Origin of the sequence: Natronosalvus vescus (assembly GCF_023973145.1) — an archaeon.
In the GTDB taxonomy this organism is placed as follows: domain Archaea; phylum Halobacteriota; class Halobacteria; order Halobacteriales; family Natrialbaceae; genus Natronosalvus; species Natronosalvus vescus.
Map to the genome: position 1 here is coordinate 1,198,582 of NZ_CP099546.1, position 24,328 is coordinate 1,222,909.

The 24,328-nt window shown below is 63.6% G+C and carries 24 protein-coding genes; 11 read left to right on the forward strand and 13 right to left on the reverse strand.

Translation table 11 applies throughout. The features are described from left to right. The first annotated feature begins 6 nt into the window (after positions 1–6). Positions 7–2,664: a heavy metal translocating P-type ATPase gene (locus NGM68_RS05740; protein WP_252700686.1), complete on the forward strand. Its 2,658-nt coding sequence runs from the start codon at positions 7–9 to the stop codon at positions 2,662–2,664. Between the two features lie 99 nt (positions 2,665–2,763). Here the strand turns inward: NGM68_RS05740 and NGM68_RS05745 are convergent, their stop codons facing one another. Further along, entirely contained in the window at positions 2,764–3,879 is a 1,116-nt protein-coding gene (locus NGM68_RS05745; protein ID WP_252700687.1) for an aminopeptidase, read from the reverse strand. A 98-nt stretch (positions 3,880–3,977) separates the two neighbouring features. Between NGM68_RS05745 and NGM68_RS05750 the strand changes: the two genes are divergently transcribed. Beyond that, entirely contained in the window at positions 3,978–4,994 is a 1,017-nt protein-coding gene (locus NGM68_RS05750; protein WP_252700688.1) for a threonine aldolase family protein, read from the forward strand. Between the two features lie 74 nt (positions 4,995–5,068). Further along, entirely contained in the window at positions 5,069–6,079 is a 1,011-nt protein-coding gene (locus NGM68_RS05755) for a sodium:calcium antiporter (protein ID WP_252700689.1), read from the forward strand. Positions 6,080–6,144: 65 nt separating this feature from the next. Here NGM68_RS05755 and NGM68_RS05760 read toward each other — a convergent pair whose 3' ends face one another. After that, complete coding sequence (locus NGM68_RS05760) at positions 6,145–6,441, reverse strand: DUF7521 family protein (RefSeq protein WP_252700690.1); 297 nt, start codon at positions 6,439–6,441, stop codon at positions 6,145–6,147. After that, a complete protein-coding gene (locus NGM68_RS05765) occupies positions 6,438–6,815 on the reverse strand; it encodes a winged helix-turn-helix domain-containing protein (RefSeq protein WP_252700691.1) in 378 nt (125 codons plus the stop codon). The genes NGM68_RS05760 and NGM68_RS05765 overlap by 4 nt, the downstream gene beginning before the upstream one ends. 139 nt (positions 6,816–6,954) lie before the next feature. Between NGM68_RS05765 and NGM68_RS05770 the strand changes: the two genes are divergently transcribed. Further along, on the forward strand, positions 6,955–7,716 hold the full coding sequence (locus NGM68_RS05770; RefSeq protein ID WP_252700692.1) for a class I SAM-dependent methyltransferase: 762 nt from the start codon (positions 6,955–6,957) through the stop codon (positions 7,714–7,716). A 62-nt stretch (positions 7,717–7,778) separates the two neighbouring features. On the opposite strand, the gene NGM68_RS05775 is transcribed toward NGM68_RS05770, so the two are convergent. From NGM68_RS05775 to trpC, 4 genes are all read right to left on the reverse strand, one after another. Beyond that, positions 7,779–8,576, reverse strand: coding sequence for a 2-amino-3,7-dideoxy-D-threo-hept-6-ulosonate synthase (locus NGM68_RS05775; RefSeq protein WP_252700693.1), 798 nt, complete (start codon positions 8,574–8,576; stop codon positions 7,779–7,781). Between the two features lie 26 nt (positions 8,577–8,602). Beyond that, positions 8,603–9,442 (reverse strand): tryptophan synthase subunit alpha, encoded by an 840-nt coding sequence (gene trpA, locus NGM68_RS05780; protein ID WP_252700694.1) that lies wholly within the window; start codon positions 9,440–9,442, stop codon positions 8,603–8,605. Next, a complete protein-coding gene (gene trpB / locus NGM68_RS05785) occupies positions 9,439–10,641 on the reverse strand; it encodes a tryptophan synthase subunit beta (RefSeq protein WP_425493615.1) in 1,203 nt (400 codons plus the stop codon). The genes trpA and trpB overlap by 4 nt, the downstream gene beginning before the upstream one ends. A 167-nt stretch (positions 10,642–10,808) precedes the next feature. Beyond that, entirely contained in the window at positions 10,809–11,597 is a 789-nt protein-coding gene (gene trpC, locus NGM68_RS05790) for an indole-3-glycerol phosphate synthase (RefSeq protein ID WP_252700696.1), read from the reverse strand. 126 nt (positions 11,598–11,723) lie between these two features. Here trpC and aroA point away from each other — a divergent pair, with 126 nt between their 5' ends. Next, positions 11,724–13,022 (forward strand): 3-phosphoshikimate 1-carboxyvinyltransferase, encoded by a 1,299-nt coding sequence (gene aroA, locus NGM68_RS05795; RefSeq protein WP_252700697.1) that lies wholly within the window; start codon positions 11,724–11,726, stop codon positions 13,020–13,022. Between the two features lie 69 nt (positions 13,023–13,091). Here the strand turns inward: aroA and NGM68_RS05800 are convergent, their stop codons facing one another. Both NGM68_RS05800 and NGM68_RS05805 read right to left on the reverse strand, forming a co-directional pair. Beyond that, positions 13,092–14,840 (reverse strand): vWA domain-containing protein, encoded by a 1,749-nt coding sequence (locus NGM68_RS05800; protein ID WP_252700698.1) that lies wholly within the window; start codon positions 14,838–14,840, stop codon positions 13,092–13,094. Between the two features lie 121 nt (positions 14,841–14,961). Continuing rightward, positions 14,962–16,110, reverse strand: coding sequence for a saccharopine dehydrogenase family protein (locus tag NGM68_RS05805; RefSeq protein WP_252700699.1), 1,149 nt, complete (start codon positions 16,108–16,110; stop codon positions 14,962–14,964). A 90-nt stretch (positions 16,111–16,200) separates the two neighbouring features. Here NGM68_RS05805 and NGM68_RS05810 point away from each other — a divergent pair, with 90 nt between their 5' ends. Beyond that, positions 16,201–16,659 (forward strand): Rieske (2Fe-2S) protein, encoded by a 459-nt coding sequence (locus NGM68_RS05810; RefSeq protein WP_252700700.1) that lies wholly within the window; start codon positions 16,201–16,203, stop codon positions 16,657–16,659. A 62-nt stretch (positions 16,660–16,721) separates the two neighbouring features. Here NGM68_RS05810 and NGM68_RS05815 read toward each other — a convergent pair whose 3' ends face one another. Together NGM68_RS05815 and NGM68_RS05820 are read right to left on the reverse strand one after the other, a co-directional pair. Further along, entirely contained in the window at positions 16,722–17,081 is a 360-nt protein-coding gene (locus tag NGM68_RS05815) for a DUF7344 domain-containing protein (RefSeq protein ID WP_252700701.1), read from the reverse strand. A 287-nt stretch (positions 17,082–17,368) separates the two neighbouring features. Then, a complete protein-coding gene (locus NGM68_RS05820) occupies positions 17,369–17,671 on the reverse strand; it encodes a transcriptional regulator (protein ID WP_252700702.1) in 303 nt (100 codons plus the stop codon). A 108-nt stretch (positions 17,672–17,779) separates the two neighbouring features. Between NGM68_RS05820 and NGM68_RS05825 the strand changes: the two genes are divergently transcribed. From NGM68_RS05825 to NGM68_RS05840, 4 genes are all read left to right on the forward strand, one after another. Beyond that, the gene (locus NGM68_RS05825; RefSeq protein WP_252700703.1) at positions 17,780–18,073 is read left to right on the forward strand and encodes a nucleoside triphosphate pyrophosphohydrolase; all 294 of its coding nucleotides are present in this window, start codon (positions 17,780–17,782) and stop codon (positions 18,071–18,073) included. A gap of 121 nt (positions 18,074–18,194) precedes the next feature. After that, positions 18,195–19,169 (forward strand): nucleotidyltransferase family protein, encoded by a 975-nt coding sequence (locus NGM68_RS05830; RefSeq protein ID WP_252700704.1) that lies wholly within the window; start codon positions 18,195–18,197, stop codon positions 19,167–19,169. Between the two features lie 156 nt (positions 19,170–19,325). Next, entirely contained in the window at positions 19,326–20,015 is a 690-nt protein-coding gene (locus tag NGM68_RS05835) for a hypothetical protein (protein ID WP_252700705.1), read from the forward strand. 186 nt (positions 20,016–20,201) lie between these two features. Continuing rightward, positions 20,202–21,461, forward strand: a complete 1,260-nt coding sequence (locus NGM68_RS05840) for an RNA-guided endonuclease InsQ/TnpB family protein (RefSeq protein WP_252700706.1) — start codon at positions 20,202–20,204, stop codon at positions 21,459–21,461. 48 nt (positions 21,462–21,509) lie between these two features. Here NGM68_RS05840 and NGM68_RS05845 read toward each other — a convergent pair whose 3' ends face one another. Both NGM68_RS05845 and NGM68_RS05850 read right to left on the reverse strand, forming a co-directional pair. After that, positions 21,510–22,256, reverse strand: coding sequence for a hypothetical protein (locus tag NGM68_RS05845; protein WP_252700707.1), 747 nt, complete (start codon positions 22,254–22,256; stop codon positions 21,510–21,512). Positions 22,257–22,728: 472 nt separating this feature from the next. Further along, a complete protein-coding gene (locus tag NGM68_RS05850; protein ID WP_252700708.1) occupies positions 22,729–22,968 on the reverse strand; it encodes a glutaredoxin family protein in 240 nt (79 codons plus the stop codon). 204 nt (positions 22,969–23,172) lie between these two features. Here NGM68_RS05850 and NGM68_RS05855 point away from each other — a divergent pair, with 204 nt between their 5' ends. Further along, on the forward strand, positions 23,173–24,219 hold the full coding sequence (locus tag NGM68_RS05855; protein ID WP_252700709.1) for a Gfo/Idh/MocA family protein: 1,047 nt from the start codon (positions 23,173–23,175) through the stop codon (positions 24,217–24,219). The last annotated feature ends 109 nt before the right edge of the window (positions 24,220–24,328 follow it).

Below are 24,328 nucleotides of genomic sequence, written 5' to 3' on the forward strand. Positions count from 1 at the left end.
CACCTGATGAGTGAGTCCGCTGGCGACGAGCACCGGCACCGACGCCTCGAGTGTCGGGTGCCGGAGATGGACTGTGCGTCGTGTGCCACGAAGATCGAACGCAGCCTCGAGCGACTCGAGGGAGTGACGACGATCGATCCGGCGGTCGGAACCGGCCGCGTCATCGTCGAGTACGATCCCGAGCGAACGGACGAACGGGCGATCGAACGACAGATCGAGGCCGCCGGGTATGCGGTCGCTGGCATCGGCGGCGACCGAGGAAACCGAACGTACGCCGTCCCGGCGATGGACTGTGCCTCCTGTGCGAGCAAGGTCGAGCGGGCACTCGAGGATCTCGAGGGGTCGGCGATCGACGGCGTCGAGACGATGCCGGCGACCGGTCGGGTAACCGTCTCGGTCGGGGGCGACGAAGTGGACGTCAGCAGCGACCTCGAGGCCCTGGACGCGACCGTCGTCACCGCTATCGAGGGGGCAGGGTACGAAGCCCGGTTGGTCACCGAAGACGGAAACAGCCCACTCGAGGAGCCGACGCCGGTCTGGCGGACGCCGCGTGCCATCTCGACGATGATCGGCGCAGTCGGCGTCGTGATCGGGATGGTGCTCGCGTTCGTGGTCACGGGATCGAACGCCACCGTCGCCGAGGTCGCCGGTCGGGAGTTCGCCATTTCACACCTGCTGTTCATCGCCAGCGCAGCCGTCGCTGGCGTACCGATCCTCCGAAACGGCTACTACTCCGTCCGTACGCGTAGCCTCGACATCGACTTCCTGATGAGCGTCGGGATCGTCGCGAGCGTCGCCACCCACCACCCGTTCGAGGGGGCGATGCTCGCCGTGCTGTTCAGCATCGCGGAACTACTCGAACGCTATTCGATGGATCGGGCGCGCCACTCGCTCCGGGAACTGATGGAACTCTCCCCCGAGACGGCCACGCGCAAGCGAGCCGACGGCAGCGAGGAGGTGGTTCCGGCCGAGGCGCTCGAGCCGGGTGACACCGTCGTCGTTCGACCGGGCGAGAAACTCCCCGCCGACGGCGTCGTCACCGCAGGCACCAGCGCCGTCGATCAGTCGCCGATCACCGGCGAAAGTGTCCCGATCGATCGCTCGAGCGGCGACGAGGTCTACGCGGGAACGATCGCCGAGTCAGGGTATCTCGAGGTCGAAGTGATGAGTGCAGCGGGCGAGTCGACGCTCGCACGGATCGTCGACCTCGTTGCCGACGCCGAGCGCGAGCGCACGAAACGCGAGCAGTTCGTCGACCGGTTCGCCGCCGTCTACACCCCGGCCGTCGTCGTCGCGGCCGTCGCGCTCGCCGCGGGGCCGCCGCTGCTCCTCGGCGGCGCTTGGGACACCTGGTTCCTCCGCGGACTGACGCTGCTGGTGATCGCCTGCCCCTGCGCGTTCGTCATCTCGACGCCCGTGAGCGTCGTCTCGGGGATCACCAGCGCCGCGCGTAACGGCGTGTTGATCAAGGGCGGTCGTCACCTCGAGGCAGTCGGCGAGAGTTCGATTCTCGCCGTCGACAAGACCGGCACCCTGACGACTGGTGACCTGTCGGTGACCGACGTGGTCGCGTTCGAGGACGCCGACGAGGACGAGGTGCTGGCCCGGGCGAGCGCACTCGAGCGCAGGAGCGAGCACCCGATCGGGGCGGCTATCGTCGATCACGCCGCCGAACGAGGGATCGATGACGTCGACAACTCGAACATAACGAACTTCGAGGCGCTCACCGGCCGCGGCGTCCGCGGTGAGATCGACGGACGGCCTCACTACGTCGGGAAACCGGATTTACTCGAGGGGCTCGGATTCGACCTCGAGCACGCCCACGCACGGCCCGACGGCGGGAGCGTCGTGGGGAACGTGTCGAAGCCAGGTTGTGACCGGACGAACTGCCTCGACCTCCTCCAGGAAGTCGTTCCCCGCCTCGAGCGCGAGGGGAAGACGGTTGTACTCGTCAGTACCGACGAGCAGTTGCTCGGGTTGATCGCCGTCGCCGACGGGGTACGACCGGAAGCGGAGTGGGCGGTCTCACAGCTTCAGGAGCAGGGCGTTCGCGTCGTAATGCTCACCGGCGACAACGAGGGCACCGCCCGGGCCATCGCCGAGCAGGTCGGGATCGAGGAGTTCCGCGCCGAACTCCTGCCCGAGGAGAAACTCGAGGCGATTCGCGAACTCGAGGGGCGGTCGGCGGGTGAGGATGTGATTAGGGATGCTGATGGGGACGACGAGGACGAATTCGAAGCCAAGGGGGAGGCTGAAGCCGAAGACGAGGGCGAAACTGACAAGACGAAAACACCAGTCGCCATGCTCGGCGACGGCATCAACGACGCGCCCGCGCTCGCGACGGCCTCCGTTGGCATCGCGATGGGTGCCGCAGGGACGGACACGGCACTCGAGACCGCCGACGTGGCCCTCATGGGCGACGATCTGACCCGCCTCCCATACCTCTACCGGCTGTCGCTGTCGGCGAACGGGGTGATCCGTCAGAACATCGGCTCGAGCCTCGCCGTGAAGGCCGTGCTCGCCGCGGGGGCTCCATTCGGGCTCGTGACGGTGATCCACGCCGTCGTCATCGGCGACATGGGGATGAGTCTCGCCGTGACGGGCAACGCCATGCGGCTGTCCGGGGTCGAGCCGGAGTCGCCGGCGCTCGAGGGGGAGGAGTGAGTTACCGACGGCTAATTTATTCGAGTAGCAAGAGGCACCCTCGATGCTCGAGAGACGGTGAACGAGAAGTAAACTGACCAAACCTACAAACCGGCTGCGTTAGGCCTCGAAGCCGTCCTCGAACCGGAACGTCCCGTCGCGCTGCACGACCTCGTCATCGACCTCGATGAACGAATCCTCGCTCATGTCGACGATCATGTCGACGTGGACGGCCGAATCGTTGGTCTCGTTATCCTCGCCGACGGTGGAGCCGTAGGCTCGGCCGACCGCCAGGTGGACGGTGTCGCCCATCTTCTCGTCGAACAACATGTTGTAGGTGAACTTGGTGATATCCCGGTTCATCCCGATACCCAGCTCACCCAACCGCCGGGCGCCGTCGTCGGTCTCGAGCACCTCAGTAAGCAACCCCTCGTTTTTCGACGCCGAGTGGGAGACGACTTCGCCGTGTTCGAACACGAGATGGGCGTCGGTGATCTCCCGGCCCTGGTGGTACAGCGGCATGTCGAACAGTACCTCGCCCTCGACGCTGTCGCGGACGGGGGCGGTGAAGACCTCGCCGCCGGGAAGGTTACGCTCGCCGTAGTCGTTGAGGGTGTGGTTGCCTGCGACGGACATCGTCAGGTCGGTCGTCTCCCCGCTTTTGATCCGAACCTCGTCCGCCGGGTCGAGAATCTCGACCATCTGCTGTTGGTGTTCCCGGACGGCATCCCAGTCTTTGTTGACGGCGTCCCAGACGAAGTTCTCGTAGCCATCCCGTGACATCTCCGCCAGCTGGGCGTTCGCCGGGGCGGGGAACTGGGTGAGACACCAGCGTTTCGACAGGCGCTCGTTCTGGACGGGGCGGTATGCCTGGCTGTAGGCCGCGCTGACCTCCGGATCGACGTCGCTCGTCTCGGTCGCGTTGTCGCCGGCCCGGATGGCGATGTAGACGTCGGTGTGCTCGATCAACGCGAGTTCGTGTTCGGGCGTTTCGAACTCGGGGTCGTCGTCACCGGCCTCCTGTGCGGCGGCGCGGAGAAAGGCGCGGTGCTGACGCTTGCCGGCGCGTTTGCCTGTCGTGATCGGGTTCGCACCGACGTCGCCGATCACCTCGTGGAGGGCGACGACCAGATCCTCGGCGACGGGATGGGCGTCGATCACCACGTTGTCCCCCGGCTGGAGATCGACGGAGTGGTTCGCGATGACCTGTGCGTGTTCGCGGATTCGCGGATCCATATTCGTGCTTTCGGCGCCCATCCGAATACGTTTTCGTTCCGAAAGTGGCGCTTTTCCTGCATCGTCGCTTCTTTTGCCGACCGCGATCAAGGGGTGCTATGATCGATCTGCGTTCGGATACGGTGACGACCCCCGACGACGCCATGCGCGAAGCGGCCTTCGAATCCCCCGTCGGCGACGACGTCTACGGCGAGGATCCGACGGTGAACGAACTCGAGGCGCGCGCGGCCGACCTCGTCGGCATGGACGCGGCGCTGTACGTGCCGACGGGGACGATGGGCAACCAGATCGCCGTCCGCGAACACACCGAGCACGGTCAGGAGGTGCTCGCCGACCGGGAGAGTCACGTCGTCAAGTGGGAACTGGGCGGGATGGCCCAGCACGCCGGCGTCCAGGTGCGGATGGTCGACGGAGAACGCGGCCTTCCGACGCCCGAACAGCTCGAGGCGGGCTACGTCGCCGAAGACCTTCACCGGCCGGGGACGGGACTGCTCTGTCTGGAGAACACGCACAACGCTCGTGGCGGCCTCGCGATCGATCCTGATCGGATGGCCGAGACGGTCGCCGCAGCGCGCGAACGGGACGTGCCGGTACACCTCGACGGCGCTCGGGTGTTCAACGCCGCGACGGCCCTCGACGTTCCCGTGACCGACATCACCCAGCACGTCGATTCCGTCATGTTCTGTCTCTCGAAGGGGCTCGGCGCGCCGGTCGGGTCGATGCTCGCCGGCGACGCCGACTTCATCGAGGCAGCCCGTCGAACACGCAAACTCTTCGGCGGCGGGATGCGTCAGGTCGGCGTCATCGCCGGGCCGGGACTGTGTGCCCTCGAGAACGTCGACGACCTGGCGGCCGACCACGAGAACGCTCAGGTCTTGGCAGCGGGGTTAGCCGACCTTCCAGGACTCGAGGTGCCGACTCCCGAAACCAACATCGTCCCTGTTAACGTCGCCGGGACGGGACTCGACGTCGACACCGTCCTCGAGCGACTGCGCGACAGCGGCGTGCTCGCGACACCATTTGGCCCGACGACGATCCGATTCTGCACCCACCGAGACGTCTCACGGGATGATATCGAGCAGGCGCTCGAGCGGGTCGAATCGGTGTTCGGCTGAAAACGAGTGGTTCGAGACCCTCGATACTTATCCGATCCCGGTGAAACGTTCCTACAAGGAGGTCACAGACGAGCATGCTCACGGTTGCGTGGTTACTGCTGGTGGCGACGGTCGCGACGATACTCGTTTGGCGAGGCAGTCTGTTTCTCGAGGGCGCTGCCGACAAACTCGCCACTCACTACGGCCTCCCGGCGATCGTCCAGGGCGCGGTGATCGCCGCCATCGGCTCGAGCTTCCCCGAATTGGCCAGCGTGATCATCGCGACGGTTCGCTACGGCGAGTTCGAACTGGGTGTCGCGGCGATCGTCGGGTCGGCGATATTCAACATCCTGATGATCCCGGCGCTGTCGACGCTGGCCCATCGGGACGTGATGGAAGCGACGCGTGCGATCGTCTACCGGGAAGCGCAGTTTTACATCATCGCCGTGGCCACGCTGTTGCTCACCTTTTCGTTGGCCGTGATCTACGTGCCGTCGGGTGGTGAGGAACTCGTCGGGACGCTCACGCGTCCCCTGGCCCTGTTTCCACTGGCGCTGTACGGGTTGTACATCTTCATCCAGTATCTCGAGACGAGGGAGTACCAGCCGAGCACCAGCTCGGTTCGCGTCAACAGCCCCAGACAGTGGGGGTTGCTGATCGTCGGCCTGGTGTTGATCCTCCTCGGCGTCGAACTCCTGGTTCACGCCGCTGTGGAGTTCGGCGTATACTTCGATACACCATCGTTCCTGTGGGGAATCACCATCATCGCGGCCGGGACGAGCCTCCCCGATGCGATCATCAGCGTACGGGCCGCTCGAGCCGGCGATTCGACGGTCAGTCTGGCAAACGTCTTCGGGAGCAATATCTTCGACCTGCTGGTCGCGGTACCGGTCGGCGTCCTCATCGCTGGATCCACGGCGATCGATTTCGCCGTGGCCGCCCCACTGATGGGGTTTCTCGTCGTCGCAACCATCGTCCTGTTCGCGACCACCCGCACCGACTTCGCACTGACCGATCGGGAAGCGTGGCTGTTGCTCGTCCTGTACGCGCTGTTCGTCGCCTGGATGATTCTCGAGAGTACGGGTGTTACACAGATCGTATTGTGACACGGGCTCAAGCGGGGGGGGGGGGGAGTGATGAATTCGGATCGAATTGTGTGGCGCAACCGACTTCAGTCGACGTACAGCGAGTACGCGATGATGAGAAAGCCGCCGAGAACGAGCAGACTCTCAATCAGAATCCCCAGAGCGAGCGTGACTTCGAGCATCTCGAAGAGGAGACCAGCGAGAACGAATCCGAGGGTAACAGTACCAAAGCCCAACGCGAGCAAGCCGAGTTCGCGTCTGTGGGTTCGACGGAACGCCTTGAACGTAAAGTACGTAATTGCGCCGCCGACGACGAGGATCAGCGTTTTGACGACCGCCAGCGCGATCATCACGGTGACGGGGTCGGTATTGTGCGGGCTCATAGTTCTTCGCGCACCTCCGTCCAGAGGTCGGCGAGTCGTTCGTCCGCCGTCCGAGGCGGTCGATCGATGCGGGCCGCCAGCGACCTGTCTTCATCGAGGGCGATCGTGATCTCGGAGAAGGCGACGGTGTATTTGCTGGCGTGGTGGCCGTCACGGCGAATCTCCGTCGATTCCTCGAGGAGGGTTGCCTCGGTGAGCAACTCGAGTTTCCGGTACAGTGTCGACTGTGGGATGTCACAGCGAGCGTTGAGTTCAGCGGCGGTCATTGGTTCATCGAGGTGTCGGATAATGTCTCGGCAGTCAGGATCGTCGAGTGCGCCACAGATCTCCTCGGCCGAGGGGGCAGATTCCGAGGTGATCGGATCCCGTACCATTCGAGCGAACGTTTGTAGAAGGACACTTTAGTCCCATCGATTGGACGGAGTTTCGACTTCAGGAGCGACTCGAGAGCACAGTGTTCGAGGTTCTCACACCGACCCAACGGTTTTTGATCCCCCGCTCGTCGCCAACACCATGGACGCTGACACGTATTTCGATCAGATCGCCTCGGTGTACGACGCCACGTACGACGGTGCGACAGGTGGTGACCTCCCCTTCTATCGTGATCTCGCTCTCGAGGCCGAGGCTGAGGGCCCCGTCCTCGAGGTTGGCTGTGGCACCGGTCGCATTTACCTCGAGTTGCTCGAGACGGGCATCGACGCCGACGGTATCGACGTCTCGAGCGGCATGCTCGAAGTGCTCAGGGAGAAGGCCGCTGAACGGGGACTCGAGCCGTCCGTCCGTGAGGCCAACGTCACGATGTTCGATCCCGAGCGATCGTACGCGCTGGTAATCGTGCCGTTCAGGGCGTTTCTCCACCTCCTCGAGACGGACGAGCAACTGGCGGCCCTCGATCGCATCTACGAGGCCCTCGCCCCTGATGGCCGGTTGGTGCTGAACATCTTTACGCCAAACTTCGCCGTCATCTGTGAGCGCTATGGGACGTGGGAGGAGATCGAGGTGACTGTCGACGGCGACCACTATACCCACCGACGGAAAACCGAACTGACCGACGAGGTCGACCAGCTCGTCACCATCAGATCGGAGATTCGTACCGAAGACGGTGAGCTGCTCGAAGCCAGCGAGACCGACATCGCTCTCGTCTCGAAACGCGAGTGCGACCTCCTCTTTCGACTGTCGCCGTTCGAAGAGTGGGGTGTCAACGGCGGTTTCGATGGCGACCCGCTCGAGTCGTCCAGCCAGGAGATGGTGTGGATGGCTCGACGGAGGGCGTGAGCGGTAGAACCGAAACGAAAAACGGAGCCAGCTGAAACGGAAAACGGAGACGACTACCTGAATCAGGCCTCGAGCGCGAGGCCGGCAACCTCGAGTGCCTCGTCAGGCTCGAGGTTGTCGTGGACGATGCCGGCTACCGCACGCGTGATCGCTTCGGGGTCATCGTGCTGGAAGATCGACCGGCCCATCGAGACGCCCGCGCCGCCGGCGTCCATCGCGCCGCGAACCATCTCGAGGGTTTCACGGTCGGTGCCGCGGGAGCCCCCGGCGATGACGACCGGGAGGCGCGTGGACTCGATGACGTGCTCGAAGCTGTCGGCGTCGCCGCTGTAGCCCGTCTTGACGATGTCCGAGCCGACCTCCTCGGCCAGGCGGACGGCGTGGCCGAGCGCCTGTGGGTCGTCTCCCTCGACGTCCGGGCCGCGGGCGTAGGCCATCGCGAGGACGGGAATGCCGTAGCGACTCGCCTCGGCGGTGAGTTCTGCGAGATCCTCTAGCTGTTTGGGTTCGTACGTCGAGCCGACGTTGATGTGCAGGGAGACGACGTCAGCGCCGGCGCGGATGGCCTCCTCGACGGTGCAGGTCAACCGCTTGTCGTTCGAATCGGGCCCGATGACCGTCGAGGCGTTGACGTGCACGATGTAGCCCGCGTCGTTTTTGTTGGGGTGAACGCGTGGGGCGATCCCTTTCTGGGTCAAGACAGCGTCGGCCCCGCCGCGGGTGACGCCGTCGATGGTCGATTCGATGTCCTTGAGGCCGGTGACGGCCCCAAGTGTGATGCCGTGATCCATCGGGACGATGACGTAGCGTCCGTCCGTCCCGATTCGGTCGAGTCGTGCGTCGAGTCCAGGTGTCGTCATATTGTGAGTGTGTAGCAAAGTGGTGGTTATGGCTGTTCTGGTTCCGGTACGTTTTCACCCGCCCCACGGCGAGCGCCGATCGAAAGTTCGCGAGCCTTCTCCTCGAGCCGTGCCGCAGTTTCTGCGGTCGGATCTCCGTTTTCGTAGCCGTCTGCGACGATATCGACGAGGGCGCTCCCGACGATGATCCCGTCCGCGCCTGCGGCGACGATCGATTCGGCGTGCTCACCGGTCTTGATGCCGAACCCGACCGCCTTCGGCACGTCCCACGAAGCGAGGCGCTCGAGGCTGTCGCCGGTCTGATCGGAGACGTCCTCGCGCGCGCCGGTCGTCCCCAGTCGCGCCTGGACGTAGACGTATCCCGAGACGCGCTCCATCATGCGCTCGAGGCGTTCGCCGCGGGTTGTGGGGGCGACGATGAAGATCAGGTCGAGGCCGAACTCGTCGCAGGCTTCCCGGAGCGGCCCGGCCTCCTCTGCGGGGAGGTCGGGGACGACGAACCCCTCGAGGCCGACCTCAGCAGCGCGCTCGACGAACGGCCGTGGCCCCTCTGCTTGTCCGTATTGAAAAATGAGATTGTAGTAGGTCATACAGACCAGCGGCGCCTCCACGTCGAGTTCCTCGACGAACTCGAAGAACCGCTCGGGCGTCATCCCTGCCTCGAGTGCGCGGATGACCGCTTCCTGGATCGTCGGCCCTTCCGCGATCGGTTCCGAGAAGGGAAGTCCGAGTTCGATCACGTCGGCCCCACCCCGATCCAGTGACTCGACGTACTCGAGCGAGGCCTCGTAGGTTGGATCGCCTGCGGCGAGATACGGGACGAACGCCGGGCCGTCGGCGAACGCGGCGTCGATGCCGTCGGTCATCGCAGACCCCCTTCGAACACCGACATGTCCGGTGCCGCGTCCAGGCCTCGAGCGGCTGTCTCCTCGATTACCGTCTCGAGATCCTTGTCGCCACGACCGGAGACGGTGACGACGACAGTTTCACCGAGCACCTCGTCGGCGTCGTCGACTAGCGCCGCCTCGTGGAGATAGCCAAAGGCGTGTGCCGTCTCGAGGGCCGGGATGATCCCTTCCTCCGTTGAAAGACGGTGGAAGGCCTCGAGAGCGCTTTCGTCGTCGACGGTGACGGGGGTCACGCGACCCTCGTCGACGAGGTGGGCGAGTTCGGGGCCGACGCCGGCGTAGTCCAGGCCCGCCGAGACGCTGTGGGACTCCATGATCTGTCCGTGGGAGTCCTGAAGCAGCGTCGTCCGCGCGCCGTGGAGGACGCCCTCGTCGCCGGTCGCGAGCGTCGCCGAGTTCGGGGCGACGCCCGCTTCCTCGTCGACCTCGAGGGAGGAGCCGCCGGCCTCGACGGCGTACAGGGAAACGTGCTGATCAGGGACAAAGGTATGAAACGACCCCATCGTGTTCGAGCCACCACCTGCGCAGGCGATCACGGAGTCGGGGAGCGAGCCGGTTTGCTCGAGACACTGCGCGCGGGCCTCCTCGGAGATGACCGCCTGAAAGTCGCGCACCATCGCCGGGAACGGATGCGGCCCGACGACGGATCCGATCACGTAGTGGGTGTGCTCGACTGTTCGCGACCAGTCGCGCATGGTTTCCGAAATCGCCTCTTTGAGGGTGCCGCGGCCGGCGTCGACCGGGTTCACCTCGGCCCCGTTGATCCGCATCCGGAACACGTTGGGGCGCTGGCGATTGACGTCCGTTCGGCCCATGTAGATTTCACAGGGCATGTCGAGGTGGGCGGCAGCCATCGCCGTCGCCGTGCCGTGCTGACCCGCACCCGTCTCGGCGATGATTCGTTCCTTGCCCATGTACTTCGCGAGCAGCACCTGTCCGAGGGCGTTGTTCAGCTTGTGGGCACCGCCGTGAACCAGATCCTCCCGTTTGAGGTATACGTCGCGACCGTACCGATCGCTCAACCGATCCGCTCGCTGGAGGGGGGTCGGTCGCCCGCCGAACGCCTCGAGTCGCCGTCGGAACTCGTCCATGAACCCGTCCTCGTTCTCGAGGACGTACCGCTGGTAGGCGTCCTCGAGTTCCTCGAGGGCGGGCATCAGAGCCTCGGGAACGTACTGGCCGCCGAAGCGGCCGAAGGTTCCGTCCTCGGCGTTCGTGTCTCGATTCGAGTCGTTCGTTATTCGAGCGTCCCTGTGCTCCTCGCTCTCACTGGTCGGGTCCGTGCGCGTTCCCCGCGGTGTGTCAGTTTCAGTGTCAGTATCAGTCATGTCGTTTCGACCTCCGCCATCGTCAGTCGCCGCGTATTCGATCGTACGTCACCGTCGGTTTCGCCCGCGTGATCCATGAGGGCACTGCCGACGAGCAAGCCGTCCGCGCCCGCCTCGCGCATCCGGCAGGCATCCTCGGGCGTCGAAATTCCGCTCTCGGCGATCAGGGTCACGTCGTCAGGGACGTGGGGCGCGACGCGCTCGAAGGTTTCGAGATTGACCTCGAGTTTCGTCAGGTCGCGGTTGTTCACGCCGAGGATGTCGGCACCCGCTTCGAGGGCCACCTCGAGTTCTGCCCGATCGTGTACCTCGACGAGTACCTGGAAGCCGCGTTCACGGGCGGCCGCGAGCAGTACTTCGAGGTCGTCGACGAAGCGGACGATGAGCAAGACGAGATCCGATTCGACGACGTCGAGCTGTTCCTCGCGAAGGACGAAGTCCTTGCGCAGCACCGGCACGTCGACCGCGTCGCGAACGCGCCTGAGTGCGGTGGGCGAGCCGCCGAAGTGTGTCGGTTCGGTGAGGACGGAGATCGCTGCTGCACCGCCGTCGACCATCGACTCGGCCAGTTCGACCGGATCGTCCTCACGGTGGCCGTCACTCGTCGGACTGGTCGGTTTCACCTCGGCGATCACCGGCACGCGGCCGTCACTTTCGGCAGTGGTGAGTGCATCGGAGAAGGGACGTGGCTCGACGGTGATCGGGTCGGCTGTCGTCGCGTCGCGATTTCGAGCGGCCTCGAGAATCGAGCGGACGGCCGGGGCAACGTCGCCAACAGGTTCCATTATCGTACATCAATGTACTGATTTATACATAAGGCTTGCGGGATCGGCGGGGGAGGTATCGTTCGAGTCGTCGCAAATCTCCCCCGCATCGGTACCGTATTACGTCGCAACAACCACACAGCGACCATGCACGTCACTATCACGCCCTCGCGCGTTCGCGGTACCGCTCGAGCGCCACCCTCCAAGAGCTACACCCACCGGGCGATCCTCGCGTCGGGATACGCCGCGGAGGCCACCGTCCACGACGCCCTCTGGTCGGCGGACACCCGAGCGACCGCTCGCGCCGTCGAACACTTCGGCGGCGACGTGGCCCGTACAGACGACGGTCGCCTCGAGATCACGGGCTTCGACGGGAGACCGACCGTCCCGGACGACGTCATCGACTGTGCGAATAGCGGGACGACCATGCGGCTGGTTACGGCCACCGCCGCACTCGCGGACGGCACGACCGTCCTCACTGGCGACGACTCCCTCCGCTCTCGCCCACAGGGGCCGCTGCTCGAGGCCATCTCCGACCTCGGCGGCGAGGCGTTCAGCACCCGTGGAAACGGCCAGGCGCCGCTCGTCGTCACGGGGCCGATCGATGGCGGCACCGTGTCGATTCCCGGCGACGTCTCCTCGCAGTACATCTCGGCGCTGTTGATGACCGGTGCCGTAACCGACGACGGTCTCGAAATCGCTCTCGAGACGGAACTCAAATCCGCCCCCTATGTCGACGTCACGCTCGAGGTGCTCGCCGACTTCGGCGTCGAGGCCGACGCCACGGCGGACGGCTTCGCCGTCGCTGGCGCCCAATCCTACGACCCCGACGGCGGAACCTACCACGTTCCCGGCGACTTCTCCTCGATTTCCTACCTCGCCGCGGCAGGTGCCGTCGCCGCGGCCGACGACGAATACGTCCGCGTTCGCGGCGCCCACCCGAGCGCGCAGGGCGACACGGCGATTCTCGAGATTCTCGAGCGCATGGGGGCCGATCTCACCTGGCATCGCGAGGACGGCACTATCGAGGTCGAACGAAGCGATCTCGAGGGCGTGACCGTGTCGGTCGAGGACACGCCCGACCTGCTGCCGACCATCGCGACCCTGGGCGCGATTGCTGAGGGTGACACCCACATCACGAACGCGGAACACGTCCGATTCAAGGAGACCGACCGGGTGAGCGCGATGGCCGAGGAGCTGGGAAAAATGGGCGTCGAGACGACGGAAGAACGCGATTCGCTGACAATCCACGGGAGTGAGTTCGGCCTCGAGGGGGCGACCGTCGACGGTCGCGGCGATCACCGGATCGTCATGTCCCTGGCCGTCGCCGGCCTCGTTGCCGACGGCGAGACGACGATCCGGGGGGCCGAACACGTCGACGTCTCGTTTCCCAACTTCTTCGACGTTCTCTACGATCTCGGTGTGGGCCTCGAGCGGTCGTCCTGAGGGCATGAGACACGAGCGATCGGCTTGACCTGATACACGACGCCCGTGCACCTAACTCGGTCTCGAGAATCACCCGGTCTCGAGAATCGTCTCGAGCATCGTCAGTTCTTGCTCGAGGTCGTCGTCACCGACGGCGGCCATCTCGCTCTCGAGGTGGTCGGCGAACGTCCGGAGTCGGGTGTCGTACCGATCCGAAACCGACAGCGGCACCGACTGCTGTTCCCACTCACCGAGTCGGTGGGATGCCGGGGGGTCGATCCCTTCTGCATCCGCGTCGGCGGTGTCGTCGGGTTCCGTTTCTCCAGCAGCCACCTTGCGCTCGTAAACCGTCCACTCTCGCAGCAAACTGGCGTACCGCGAGAGGAGAATCGACTTCCGGATCGCGTCGCTTTCGTACGTTTCTTCGGCTGTCGGGAACGTGATATGCTCGGTCGTTTCGTGCACCTCACCGTCGCGCGTTTCCCAGCTCGCGGTCAACTCGAGTTCCTCCTCGCCCGCGTGATCGACGTCGACCTGTACCAGCACGACGCCTCCTCTGGCCTCGCCGTCGGTTCGCGGCGAGGGGAATAGGGTGTTGACGTGCATCAGCTCTCCCGTGGCTTCGTCTGCGGCCGTCGAGCCGTACACTCTGACGATGGTGGCGTGCTCGGCCTCTAGTTCGAGCGAGAGGTCGTAGACAAGCGGCGTCACCATGTACTCGAACTCCTCGTCGAGCCGTCGTTCGAACGCCGATTCGGTGTAGACGCTGTAGTAGTTCGCGCCGCGAACCGACGTGATCTGGTCGATCAGGTCGGCGTTGAAGTCGACGCCGACGCCGACGACGGTGGTGTGGTGGTTCGCCTCGGCGTTGGCCTCGAGGCTGCTTCGAAGTTCGTCGGCGTTCGTCTCGCCCCAGTTGATCTGGGCGTCCGTGATCACGATCGAGCGGTTCTCCCTGCGCTCGTGATCTGCTCCTTCGTAATCGGCCATCAGCTCTTCGGCGGCGTCCATCGCCGCGGAGATATTGGTTCCCCCGCCCGCTCGAATGTCCGCCTGAATGTGACCGCGGATGGCATCCATGTCCGTCTTTCCAACTTTCCGAAGCGGTTTCGCGACGGCGGCGTCGCTGTTGAACAGCACGACGCCGAATCGATTGTCCGGACGAAGGTGTCGCGTGAGCGAGACCAGGGCGTCTTTCGCGACGTCCATCTTCGGACGCGTATCGTCCTCGTCGATCTCGCGTTTGTTCCCGTGTTCGTCGTAGTAGTACGCGCCGCCGTACTGGTCGTAGTAGTAGTCGGTGAAACTGGCGCGCATCGAGCCGGAGATGTCGAGAACGATCACGAGGTTGAGGGCAGGGCGCTCGAAATCAGTTTGCGAGAGCCCGGAGTCGAGGCCGACCGAGAGGAACTGCTCGCGCTCGTCCGAGAACGGATCCGGGCTCACGGCGGGCGTGTACGTCGGGCAGAACAGCGATGTGCACGAGCCGTCGCCGCCGGTATCGAAGTAGTACTCGTGGAACAATCCCTCGTAGGCGATGGACGCGGGGGTCGGCAGGTAACCCTCCCTGACGTTCTGCCGGAACGTGGAAACGTCAGCAGCGCCGCCGGCCGCGAGGCCGATGCTGTCGTCGGCGTCAGCTTCGACGGCCTCGCCGTCGGTTCCACCGAATCTGTTAGCCGATCCGTTCCCCGCATCCGCCGGATCGTACTGCCAGTCGTCGATTTTCTCGTCCTCGCTCCCAGTAGATCCGGGAAGTGCGGCCTCCGTACATCCGGCGAGCGCCAGCGAACCAACTCCGGCACAGGCCCTGAGCAGCCGTCGTCGATCGTACACCATTGTCCTGCTCGAGTCGACGAGAACCGACGAATAAAGCGTATCCCAAGGTGAAACGCCGGTTTTACCCAGCGTGAACGGACGTTTTCGAACGACTCACGAGACGAAGGCTTCGACGATCGGCTTACGCCGTGGACTGTGGGTGAGAGTGTTTCACCACCCGCTGGACGTCAGAACACTCGAGCACGAAGTCGTGGTCGAAGGCGGTTGCCGGCGTTTGGTAGCCCGATTCTACTTCGCCGGCGAGCGTCTTTTCGGCGGCCAAAACCACCGACTCGGCCGTAAACGAGTACGGGTTCGGCGTCGACAGTCGGCCGGTGACGGACTCGGTGCCGTTGGTGACTTCACCCCAGACAACGGCTCGGCCGGTCGTCAGTTCGCTCCCGTCGGGGCCGTCCATCGTTGCCTCGACGAGTCGTTCGAGCGTCGATTTGACCGGGTCGAACTCGGCCAGCGACTCGAGCGGAGCGCCCGCTTTGAGGGCATTTATCGTCCGTCTGGTCGAGGCGGCGTACACTCGAACGGAGTCGATGTCCGTGCTGTGGGCCGCCGTGACGACGTCGCCCCAGGGGACGGTCATCGCCGGTTTAACGCCGACCTCGGAACCGAAATCGATGTCGCGGGTGTCGTGAGCCGTTGGCACTTCGACCAGTCGGCCCCGACGTCTGATGATTCCGCCCGAACCGAGCGACTCGACCATGGTCTTCGCTGTCCCGCGCGAGACGGTACTCGAGGTGGCAATCCCAAGGGAGAGCTCAGTAGCGTCGGGGAGTTTCGACGCGAGAAACGCAGCCAGACAGTCGGAGGTCACGACGTCGAATCCGATCCCTGGCAACACGGTGACGTCCGCGTCAGTGGCTCGCTCGTCCATCGAGGCGAGTCGTTCGAACACCTGAAACTCGGCGTTGATGTCGAGATAGTCGGTGCCAGCATCGAGACACGCTTCGACCATCGGCTCCGCCGTGTGAACGAACGGCCCGGCGCAGTTACAGACGACGTCGAACGGCTCGAGCTGGTCGACGAGACTGGTGGTGTCCTGGGTTTCCTCGTCGCTATCGCTCGCCGACGTGGAGTCGTCCCGCTCGCTGCTGTCGGTGGGGTCGTCGGTCTCGACATCGAAGACTCGATAGTCGAGGTCGAGACTGGTGGCCAGGGTTCGAACCTGCTCGCCGTCTCGGCCCGCAAGCACTGGGGAGCCACCGTGTGCGACGGCTTCCCTGGCGATCAGTGAGCCAGTGTAGCCGTAGGCACCGTAGATGAGGAGGCCATCCATGTGGCCCCGGTTCGGGGGGAGTGCCTGTAAACGTCACGTGATCGGGTCGCGGTTCGAAACACGCTTCCGACGGGCCAGAAGCGGGGGTAGATGGCTGTGGAGACACCGTTTGTCCCACTCGAGGCTGTGCCGACCGATTCGACGATGATCGTTACTGCTCGCGACGAAGACGACACGGAACGCGACGTACTCCGTCATCGTACCGGCGACGACGTGGTCGGCTGGCTCGACGCCTGCCAGCACTATCGGCGCGTCCCGATTGGCAAAGACGACGGGGAGACGACGCGAAACGGCGAGTTCGTCTGTGAGAATCACGGCGCGTACTTCGAGGCCGACAGTGGATTGTGTACGTTCGGCCCCTGTGAAGGGGCACGCCTCGAGGCTGTGGAGGTCGCCGTCGACGACGGTATCGTCTACGTGAGCGACGATGTCTACTGCTACACCGGTCTTGGCCTGATCGAACGAGAGTCGGCTGATCGGACATCGACGTCGAACGTACAGTTCTACGAAGTCGGGGGAAAGAACCGAACCTCATACGGACTGTTGTAACGGTTTTCGGGTGATTTCCGACCGTACGGGAAATCACCGGTGAGCGACTACACTAGACGGTATCAGTGGGTCGCCAGTGCAACCAGGTCGTTTTCCTGATCGTACTCGAGCAAGCCGGCTTCGACGAGTCGCGGGAGGTGGTCGTGATACAGCGAGATGTAGACGTCCGCGATCCGTTCGGCCGAGAGTTCGGTGATCGGTCGGTTAGCTTCCTGCTGGGCGACCTCCTCGGCGGCATCGGGCAACGTGAGTTCCTGTTCGTGAGTTCTGAGAACGTCGTAGAGGAGGCGACGGCGCTGATGGCCCAGTGCTTGCAACACCTCGTCGACTGCCGCCGGTGACTCCTGACGAGCGCTGAGCCAGTCGAGGGTGTCGGCTGCGAGATCCGTTGCGGTGTCGCTCCGCTGGGTCGGGTGGCTCATCGACAGTCACCTCGAGCAGCGGCGAAATGAGCGAGTAGAGGTGAGAATCGTCGTCGATTTCGGCCTCGCATTGGTTCCGGGGAGTGAGTCGGTACTCGAGCGAACAGGCGTCCGTTGAAACGGCGACTGGACTCGTCGCCGGATGCAGGCGCTCGGCAGTCGTTCACTCGATAGTTCATACCGGATGATGAACGCGCTGACTGATATTCGTATCGACTTGGAAATAGTTGTCCGAACCGTGTGACTGTCAGTCCGTGCAAACGATTTGGGTAGAGTGGTTTCCGTATTCACTCTCGGGCTCGTTCAACCGTAAACACCGGCTCAGCGACGGACTCGCTCTTGCACTCGGGACACCGGGACGGGAGATTCAGGCGGTCATCGAACCGGTCGAAGCCGCAGTCCCGACACCTCGGCGGCGACACGAGCATCTGTTCGTCCGTTCCATCGATCGATCGGGCGACGTGCTCGAGGTGGCGAAGGATCGATCCCGTCGTTAAATCGAACTCGCTGGCGAGTTCACTCGGCGTTGCTGGTCGTGTTCGAAGCGCGTCGGTGAGTCGCTGTCGCGTCGTCTCGTCGGCTTCCCGCATACCACGCCGTAGTCGCTACACCGGTTTACATGTACCTCCGGCTGGCTCGGGATTGCGTCGGGCGTGTGAGAGCCGACGCAAGTGTGTCGGGCGTGTGGGATCGTCACAGTGGAGTGGACGGGTTCCGAACGCCCTCGGTATGCTACGGAATACGACAAACTCGTTCGCGATCGAATCCCAGCGATTATCGACGAAAACGGTGACCGGTCGGTCACCCACGTCGCCGACGATGCCGAATACGAGCGCCGACTGCTCGAAAAACTCGAGGAAGAGTGTACGGAGGTTCGCGACGAACTGACGCTCGAGGAACTCGAGGAAACCCGTCGACAGAAGTCGGTCGAGCGTGGAGGGTTCGACGACCGGATTGTCCTCGAACGCGTGCACGAGAGCGACCCGTTGTGAGTGCCCTGGAACGTCGGTAGTTGAGCGACAAGGAACGTCGGTAACCAGCGTCGGAAGCAGATACGTTAGCAGACCGATGAAAGGGTAAGGGTCTTACATCCCGCAGGTGAATCGATGACGTATGAAGGCCGTCGTGCTTGCCGGAGGCTACGCGACCCGGTTGTGGCCGATTACCAAACATCGGCCGAAGATGTTTCTCCCCGTCGGTGAGTCGACCGTCATCGATCACATCTTCGCCGAACTCGAGGCAGACGACCGCATCGACGAGGTGTTCGTCAGCACCAACGAACGCTTCGAAGCCGAATTCGAGGCCCACCTCGCTGAATCGCCGTTCGACAAACCGCGGCTGTCGGTCGAAGACACCGCCGAGGAGGACGAGAAGTTCGGCGTCGTCGGCGCGCTCGCCCAGCTCATCGACCGGGAGACCGTCGACGACGACCTCGTCGTGATCGCCGGCGACAACCTCATCAGCTTCGACATCGCCGAGTTCATCGACTACTTCGAACGCCAGGGGACGCCCTCGCTCGCCGCCTACGACGTCGGTTCGCGGGAGAAGGCAAAATCGTACGGCCTCGTCGAACTCGAGGGAGAGCGCGTCGTCGACTTTCAGGAAAAACCGGACGATCCAAAGAGCACCCTCGTATCCATCGCCTGCTACGCGTTCCCCGAAGAGAACCTCTCGTTACTCTCGACGTATCTCGAAGAGGGAAACAACCCCGACGAACCGGGCTGGTTCATCCAGTGGCTCCAGAACCGCGAACCCACCCACGCGTTCACGTTCGAAGGCGCCTGGTTCGACATCGGGACGCCCGACAGCTACCTCGACGCCGTCGCCTGGCACCTGGATGGCGACAATCTGATCGCCGACTCGGCGACCCTCGAGGACGTCACGATCGGCGAGAACGTCCACGTGATGGATGGCGCGACGCTCGAGCACTCGACCGTCGATCACGCCGTGATCTTTCCGGACGCGACCGTCCGCAACGCCGACATTCGACGATCGATCATCGACGAGGAGACCCGACTCGAGAACATGGATCTTGCCGGGGCACTCATCGGCGCTCACACGACGATCACGAACGGCCCGCGGGAGTGACGCCCCTCTCCCGGTCGCCCTTCCGCGGTACTCTCCCCGATACCTGCCCGTCGCGATGCTATTCGACCACATTGTTCCTCGTGACCCTCTCGAAAGAATATATAATCCGGTCGATACACCTATCACGCTCCCGTGTGTTGGCTGTCGACAAGAGTCATGCCGTCACCGCAGGAGGTGCTCGATCGATGTGCCGACGGAACCCCATACGTGGCCCTGTCGACTGACTTCCTCGAGTTCGACAGACCAGCGGGTGACGACCCGCTGTTGCTGGTCGCCACGGCCGCAGCCGCGACGACGGGCCAGACGTACGCGACCGGCGTTCAACCGACCGTCGACCAGTTCGAGTCGACGCTGATCGAATCCGGTCGAGTGACGACCCTCGACGACCTCGCGACGCTCGACCCCGCCGACGAGGACCTTCAAGAGGTCTTCGGGGCGAGCCGGAGTCGTACTGCCCTGCTCCAGATCGCGTCCGTCATCGCTGACCGCCCGGAAGGAGACGAGTTCGAGGCGTTGTGTTCGTGGGCCGCCGAAGCCGACGTCTATCGGTACGAGACGGATCCGATCGGCTCCATCTTGGGGGTCGGCCCCTCCTCGTTTCAGTACCTTCGACAGCTCGCCGGCATCGACACCGCGAAAGCCGACCCGGATCTCGCGGTACTGCTCGATCGGGTCGAGTCGGATTCACAGACGGGGGTTATCGACACCGCCGAACCGCTACGATCCCTGGCGTCCTGTGAGTGGCTCTCGCTGACGACCGAGTATCGGATGATCGAGATTGACTGTCTCGCCTGGTGGCTCGAAGCAGACGAAGACGAACGCGTGGCCGTCACCGAACTCGGGTGACTGGCCTGGTCGAGGGTTCTGAAACGGTTATACGCTGAGCAGGCGCAATACCACGTCCTTCAGGGCGTGGATACGCGCCGTCGATTGATGGAACAATCCACTGCCTGTTGCATGGCTGGATATTCTATTCCGAATCGGTGCTATTATGTTTTCGACATTCATAACTGGTTATGAGGATAGAATCCGATGCGAACCCACCGAACATTCGAGGCGTCGATCACCAACCCACAGCAGGTGAGCGACGATCTCGATCAACTCGGACGGGCCGCGTCGAAACTCTGGAACGTCGGTCGCTACTACGCACAAGAACAGTGGGACGAGACGGGCGAGATCCCCGATGACGGGGAACTCAAATCCGAACTCAAAGGCCACGAACGCTACACGGATCTTCATTCTCAATCCAGTCAGCGCGTTCTCGAACAACTCGCTGAAGCGTTCAACGGCTGGTTCAGAAAGCGTCGGAACGGCGATAGCCGTGCCCGACCGCCCGGCTACCGCAAGCGCGGTGGCTCCCACCCGCGTTCAACCGTGTCGTTCAAGGCGGCTGGCTTCAAGCATGATGCACAGTTCAACCGCGTTCGCCTCTCGAAAGGGCGCAACCTGAAAGAACACCGTTCGGACTTCGTGCTGTGTGAGTACGAGCTACGTCCCGACGTAGACCTCTCCGAGTGGGACATTCAACAGGTTCGGGCCGTCCGTAAGTACGAAGAGTGGCGGCTTCACTTCGTCTGCCGAAAGTCGATTGATCCCGAACCACCGGGTGACGAGACTGCTGGAATTGACCTCGGCATCTCGAACATCGCCGCGCTTTCGTTCGGCGGTGAATCGATCCTCTTCCCCGGCAATGCGCTGAAAGCGGACGAATACTACTTCGGACGGAAGAAGGCAAAGTGTGACGATAGCCGATCCACCGAGCGGCTTCGGCTGGACCGGAAGCGCACGGAACGCCGAACCCACTTCTTGCATACCCTCTCGAAACACATCGTTTCGGAGTGTGTCGAGAAAGGCGTCGGAACCATCGTCATCGGGAACCTCGGTGGTATCCGCGACGACGAGAACGGCGAGTCTCGTAACTGGGGCAAGCACGGCAACCTCGAGCTTCACGGCTGGGCGTTCGACCGCTTCACGTCGATGCTCGACTACAAAGCGGAAGCCAAAGGGATCGACGTGACGGTAGAATCTGAACGCGATACCTCGAAAACGTGTTCTGCCTGCGGAACCAGAGACGGCAACCAGCGGATCGAACGTGGGTTGTACGTCTGTGAAGAGTGCGATACGGTAGCGAACGCGGACGTGAACGGTGCGGAGAATATCCGACGAAAAGTAACTCCGAGTCCGTCACCGGATAGGAGTAACGGCTGGTTGGCACAGCCTGCAGTCCATCTGTTCGATCGTAGCGAGGGCAGTTTCGCCCCGCGAGAACAGGTCGTGGACTGCAAACCGTAATATCCCAACGGCGGTCGGGATTCCACGTCGTTTACGGCGTGGAGGATGTCAATCGTTGCCCGAACTGTCTTCCCCATCGCTCGCCGTGTCCGACGCCCAGGCGAACTCGTGGGCGTCACCGTCGCCGTCGGTGATGGCGGCCGACCCCTGGCTCGGCGGCTCGCCGTCGTAGGTCACTCGCACGAGCAGCCCCAGGTCGACGAGCTGTTGGGTACACGCCTCGTCGTCGTCGCTGGTATCGACGGCGGCGGCCGAAACCGATAATCCGTCCTCGTCGGTTGCCTCGAGCGAGCGCAACTGCAGCGCGTAACAGCCGTTCGTGCCCTGCGTCTCGAGGGCGAGCACGGTCTCAGCGTCGAAGTCGACATCGTCGAGGAGCGACTCGATGGCGTCCCGCTCTGTCTCCTGTCGATCCTCGAGGCCGAGATACGACTCGGCCTCGTCTCGGGTGCGGAATGTTTCGACGGCCGTCTCACCGCCGTCGGCCGTGTACTCGACCGCGTCGTAGTCGGCGACGGTGCCGCTTCCGCTTGGCTCGTCGCCAGACTCCTCGTCCTCGTCCTCGTCTTCGCTCTCCTCTGTGTCGTCCGTTCCGTCTGTGCCGTCGTTTTCACTACCCTCTTCAGTGTCGTCGGATCCGTTCTCGCCGTCGTTCGTATCGTCGGTGTCGTCCGTCTCGTCGTCACCTGGATCACCTCCAGCGCCCGGATCGGACTGGTCGTCGAGACAGCCCGCGAGTGCGGCCGTGCCCGTGATTCCCGCGCCGATCAACAATCGCCGTCGAGTGAGCGTCATATCTGCTGATTGTACGGCTGGGGATGTATAAATCACGGAAGCTAAAACGCGTATTTTACCAAACGAACTGACACGCTCGACCCCGTCGCGCCCACCGAATCCTGGGGATATGGTCGCTGAGATCTTCGATTATCGTGAACCCGGGCGGGGGCGGGAAGCCCGCCCTGGTGAGAGACATGAGCGTACTCGAAGCGGGGGCGAGTCCACTTCGGGTTCGGGCACGGACACAGCACTCGACTGGTCAGCGCGTCGTCACGCTGCCGGTACCGCCACACACCCAACCGGTGTGATCGTGGTTGCCGACAGGTACGGTGCACCGAGCGCGCACCCGACGGGGTTGCGTTCCCCGCACCCGGTCATCCAACGAACGGGGCCTTTGTTATTCTCACGCACACGCTGGTGTATGCAGTCACCACCGTCGACAGGCAAGCACTACCCTGTCGTAGCCGATACCTATACGCTGGGTGACTCCTCAAGCGAGCGTTTGGTCGATGTACTCGAGGATGTTCTCGGATTCGGCCATCGTGACCCCGGTTTCGCCGTCGACGAGGACGGGAACGCCCCGCTGGCCCGAGACGCGTTTGACCTCGTTTCGATCCGAGTGCATGGCATCCGTCCAGACCGTCTCGTACTCGACGCTGGCGTCGTCGAGTGCGTCGGCGACTTTTTCACAAAACGGGCACCCCTCGAGCTGGTACAACGTGCGTGTCATGAGATAGTAGAAGGATCGATCCACAAAAGAACCGACGTTAACGGCGGTACCCACCGGTTTCGAGTAGGCTGTCTCTTCCGACCTGCGTGGGCCCCGGGATCGCTTGGAGATTGCCGCTTCTCAGGAAACGTATCGGCGCTCGTGATGATGGCCGACGTTGCCACACGCCAAACATCAATACCGCTGGCAGGTGTGAACCGTGATATGTCGACCCGGCCAACGCACCAGGATCCGCTTCGAATCGGCATCGTCGGCCTCGGCTACATCGGCTCGACCGTCGGTGAACAGTTCCACCGTCAACCCGATGCCACCGTCGCTGCCGTCTGTGATCTCAGCGCCGAGCGGCGACAAGCGATCGGCGATCGGTTTTCCGTGCCCGAGGATTCCCGGCACGAGGAGTACGCGACGATGCTCGAGGATGCCAAACTCGACGCCGTCCTCATCGGGACCCCACACACGCTTCACTACGAGCAGGTGGTCGCCGCCCTCGAGCGTGGGCTCCACGTCTACTGTGACAAACCGCTGTCGACCGATCTCGATCACGCTCAGGATCTGGTCGAACGAAGCGAGTCGGGGGAGGCGGTGTTGATGGTCGGCTATCAGCGCCACTTGCAGACGGCGTTTCGGCGGGCTCGAAACCGCTTCAGTGTACCCGAGGACGAGGAATTCGATCCAGATCCGGCAGGCGAGCCACGGTGGCTCACCGCGTCGATCACGCAGGACTGGATCACTGATTCCGCAGGAACCTGGCGACTCGACCCCGACCTCTCCGGCGGGGGATTCCTCTACGATACTGGGAGCCACGTCCTCGACGGCGTTCTCTGGACGACCGGGCTCGAACCGGAGTCAGTCGCCGCGAGTATGGACTTTTACGACGACGACCAGCGAGTCGACAGCCGCGCCCACCTCGACGTCACTTTTCGAAACGGTGCCACCGGATCGTTCTCGTTTCATGGTTCGGCTCCGTCCGTTCGTGAACACCTACACATCTGGGACGACGACGGGGCGGTCTATCTCGAGGGCAAGCAATGGCGTTCCCGGCGGGTGTTCGAAATCGACACTGACAGCGGTGAACACCATCCGTACATCGACCCGAGACACCAGCCGTCTCGAGCGGGGGCCTTCCTCGAGAGCGTTCGAACCGGAAGCGACCCGCCCGCGACCGCCCGCGACGCGCTGGCAGTGACGGCGCTGACCGAAGCGGCCTACGAGTCCGCTCGATTAGGGGAGCGCGTTCAGATTCAGCTGTGAGGTGGCGACCTCGAGTCGTCGACTGACCGGTGTCGTGGTGCCAACGGGGGCGTACAATCCACGCGGTGCGGCGGTTGGCTGGCTGTGAGCGGTTCATCCTCGTGCCAAT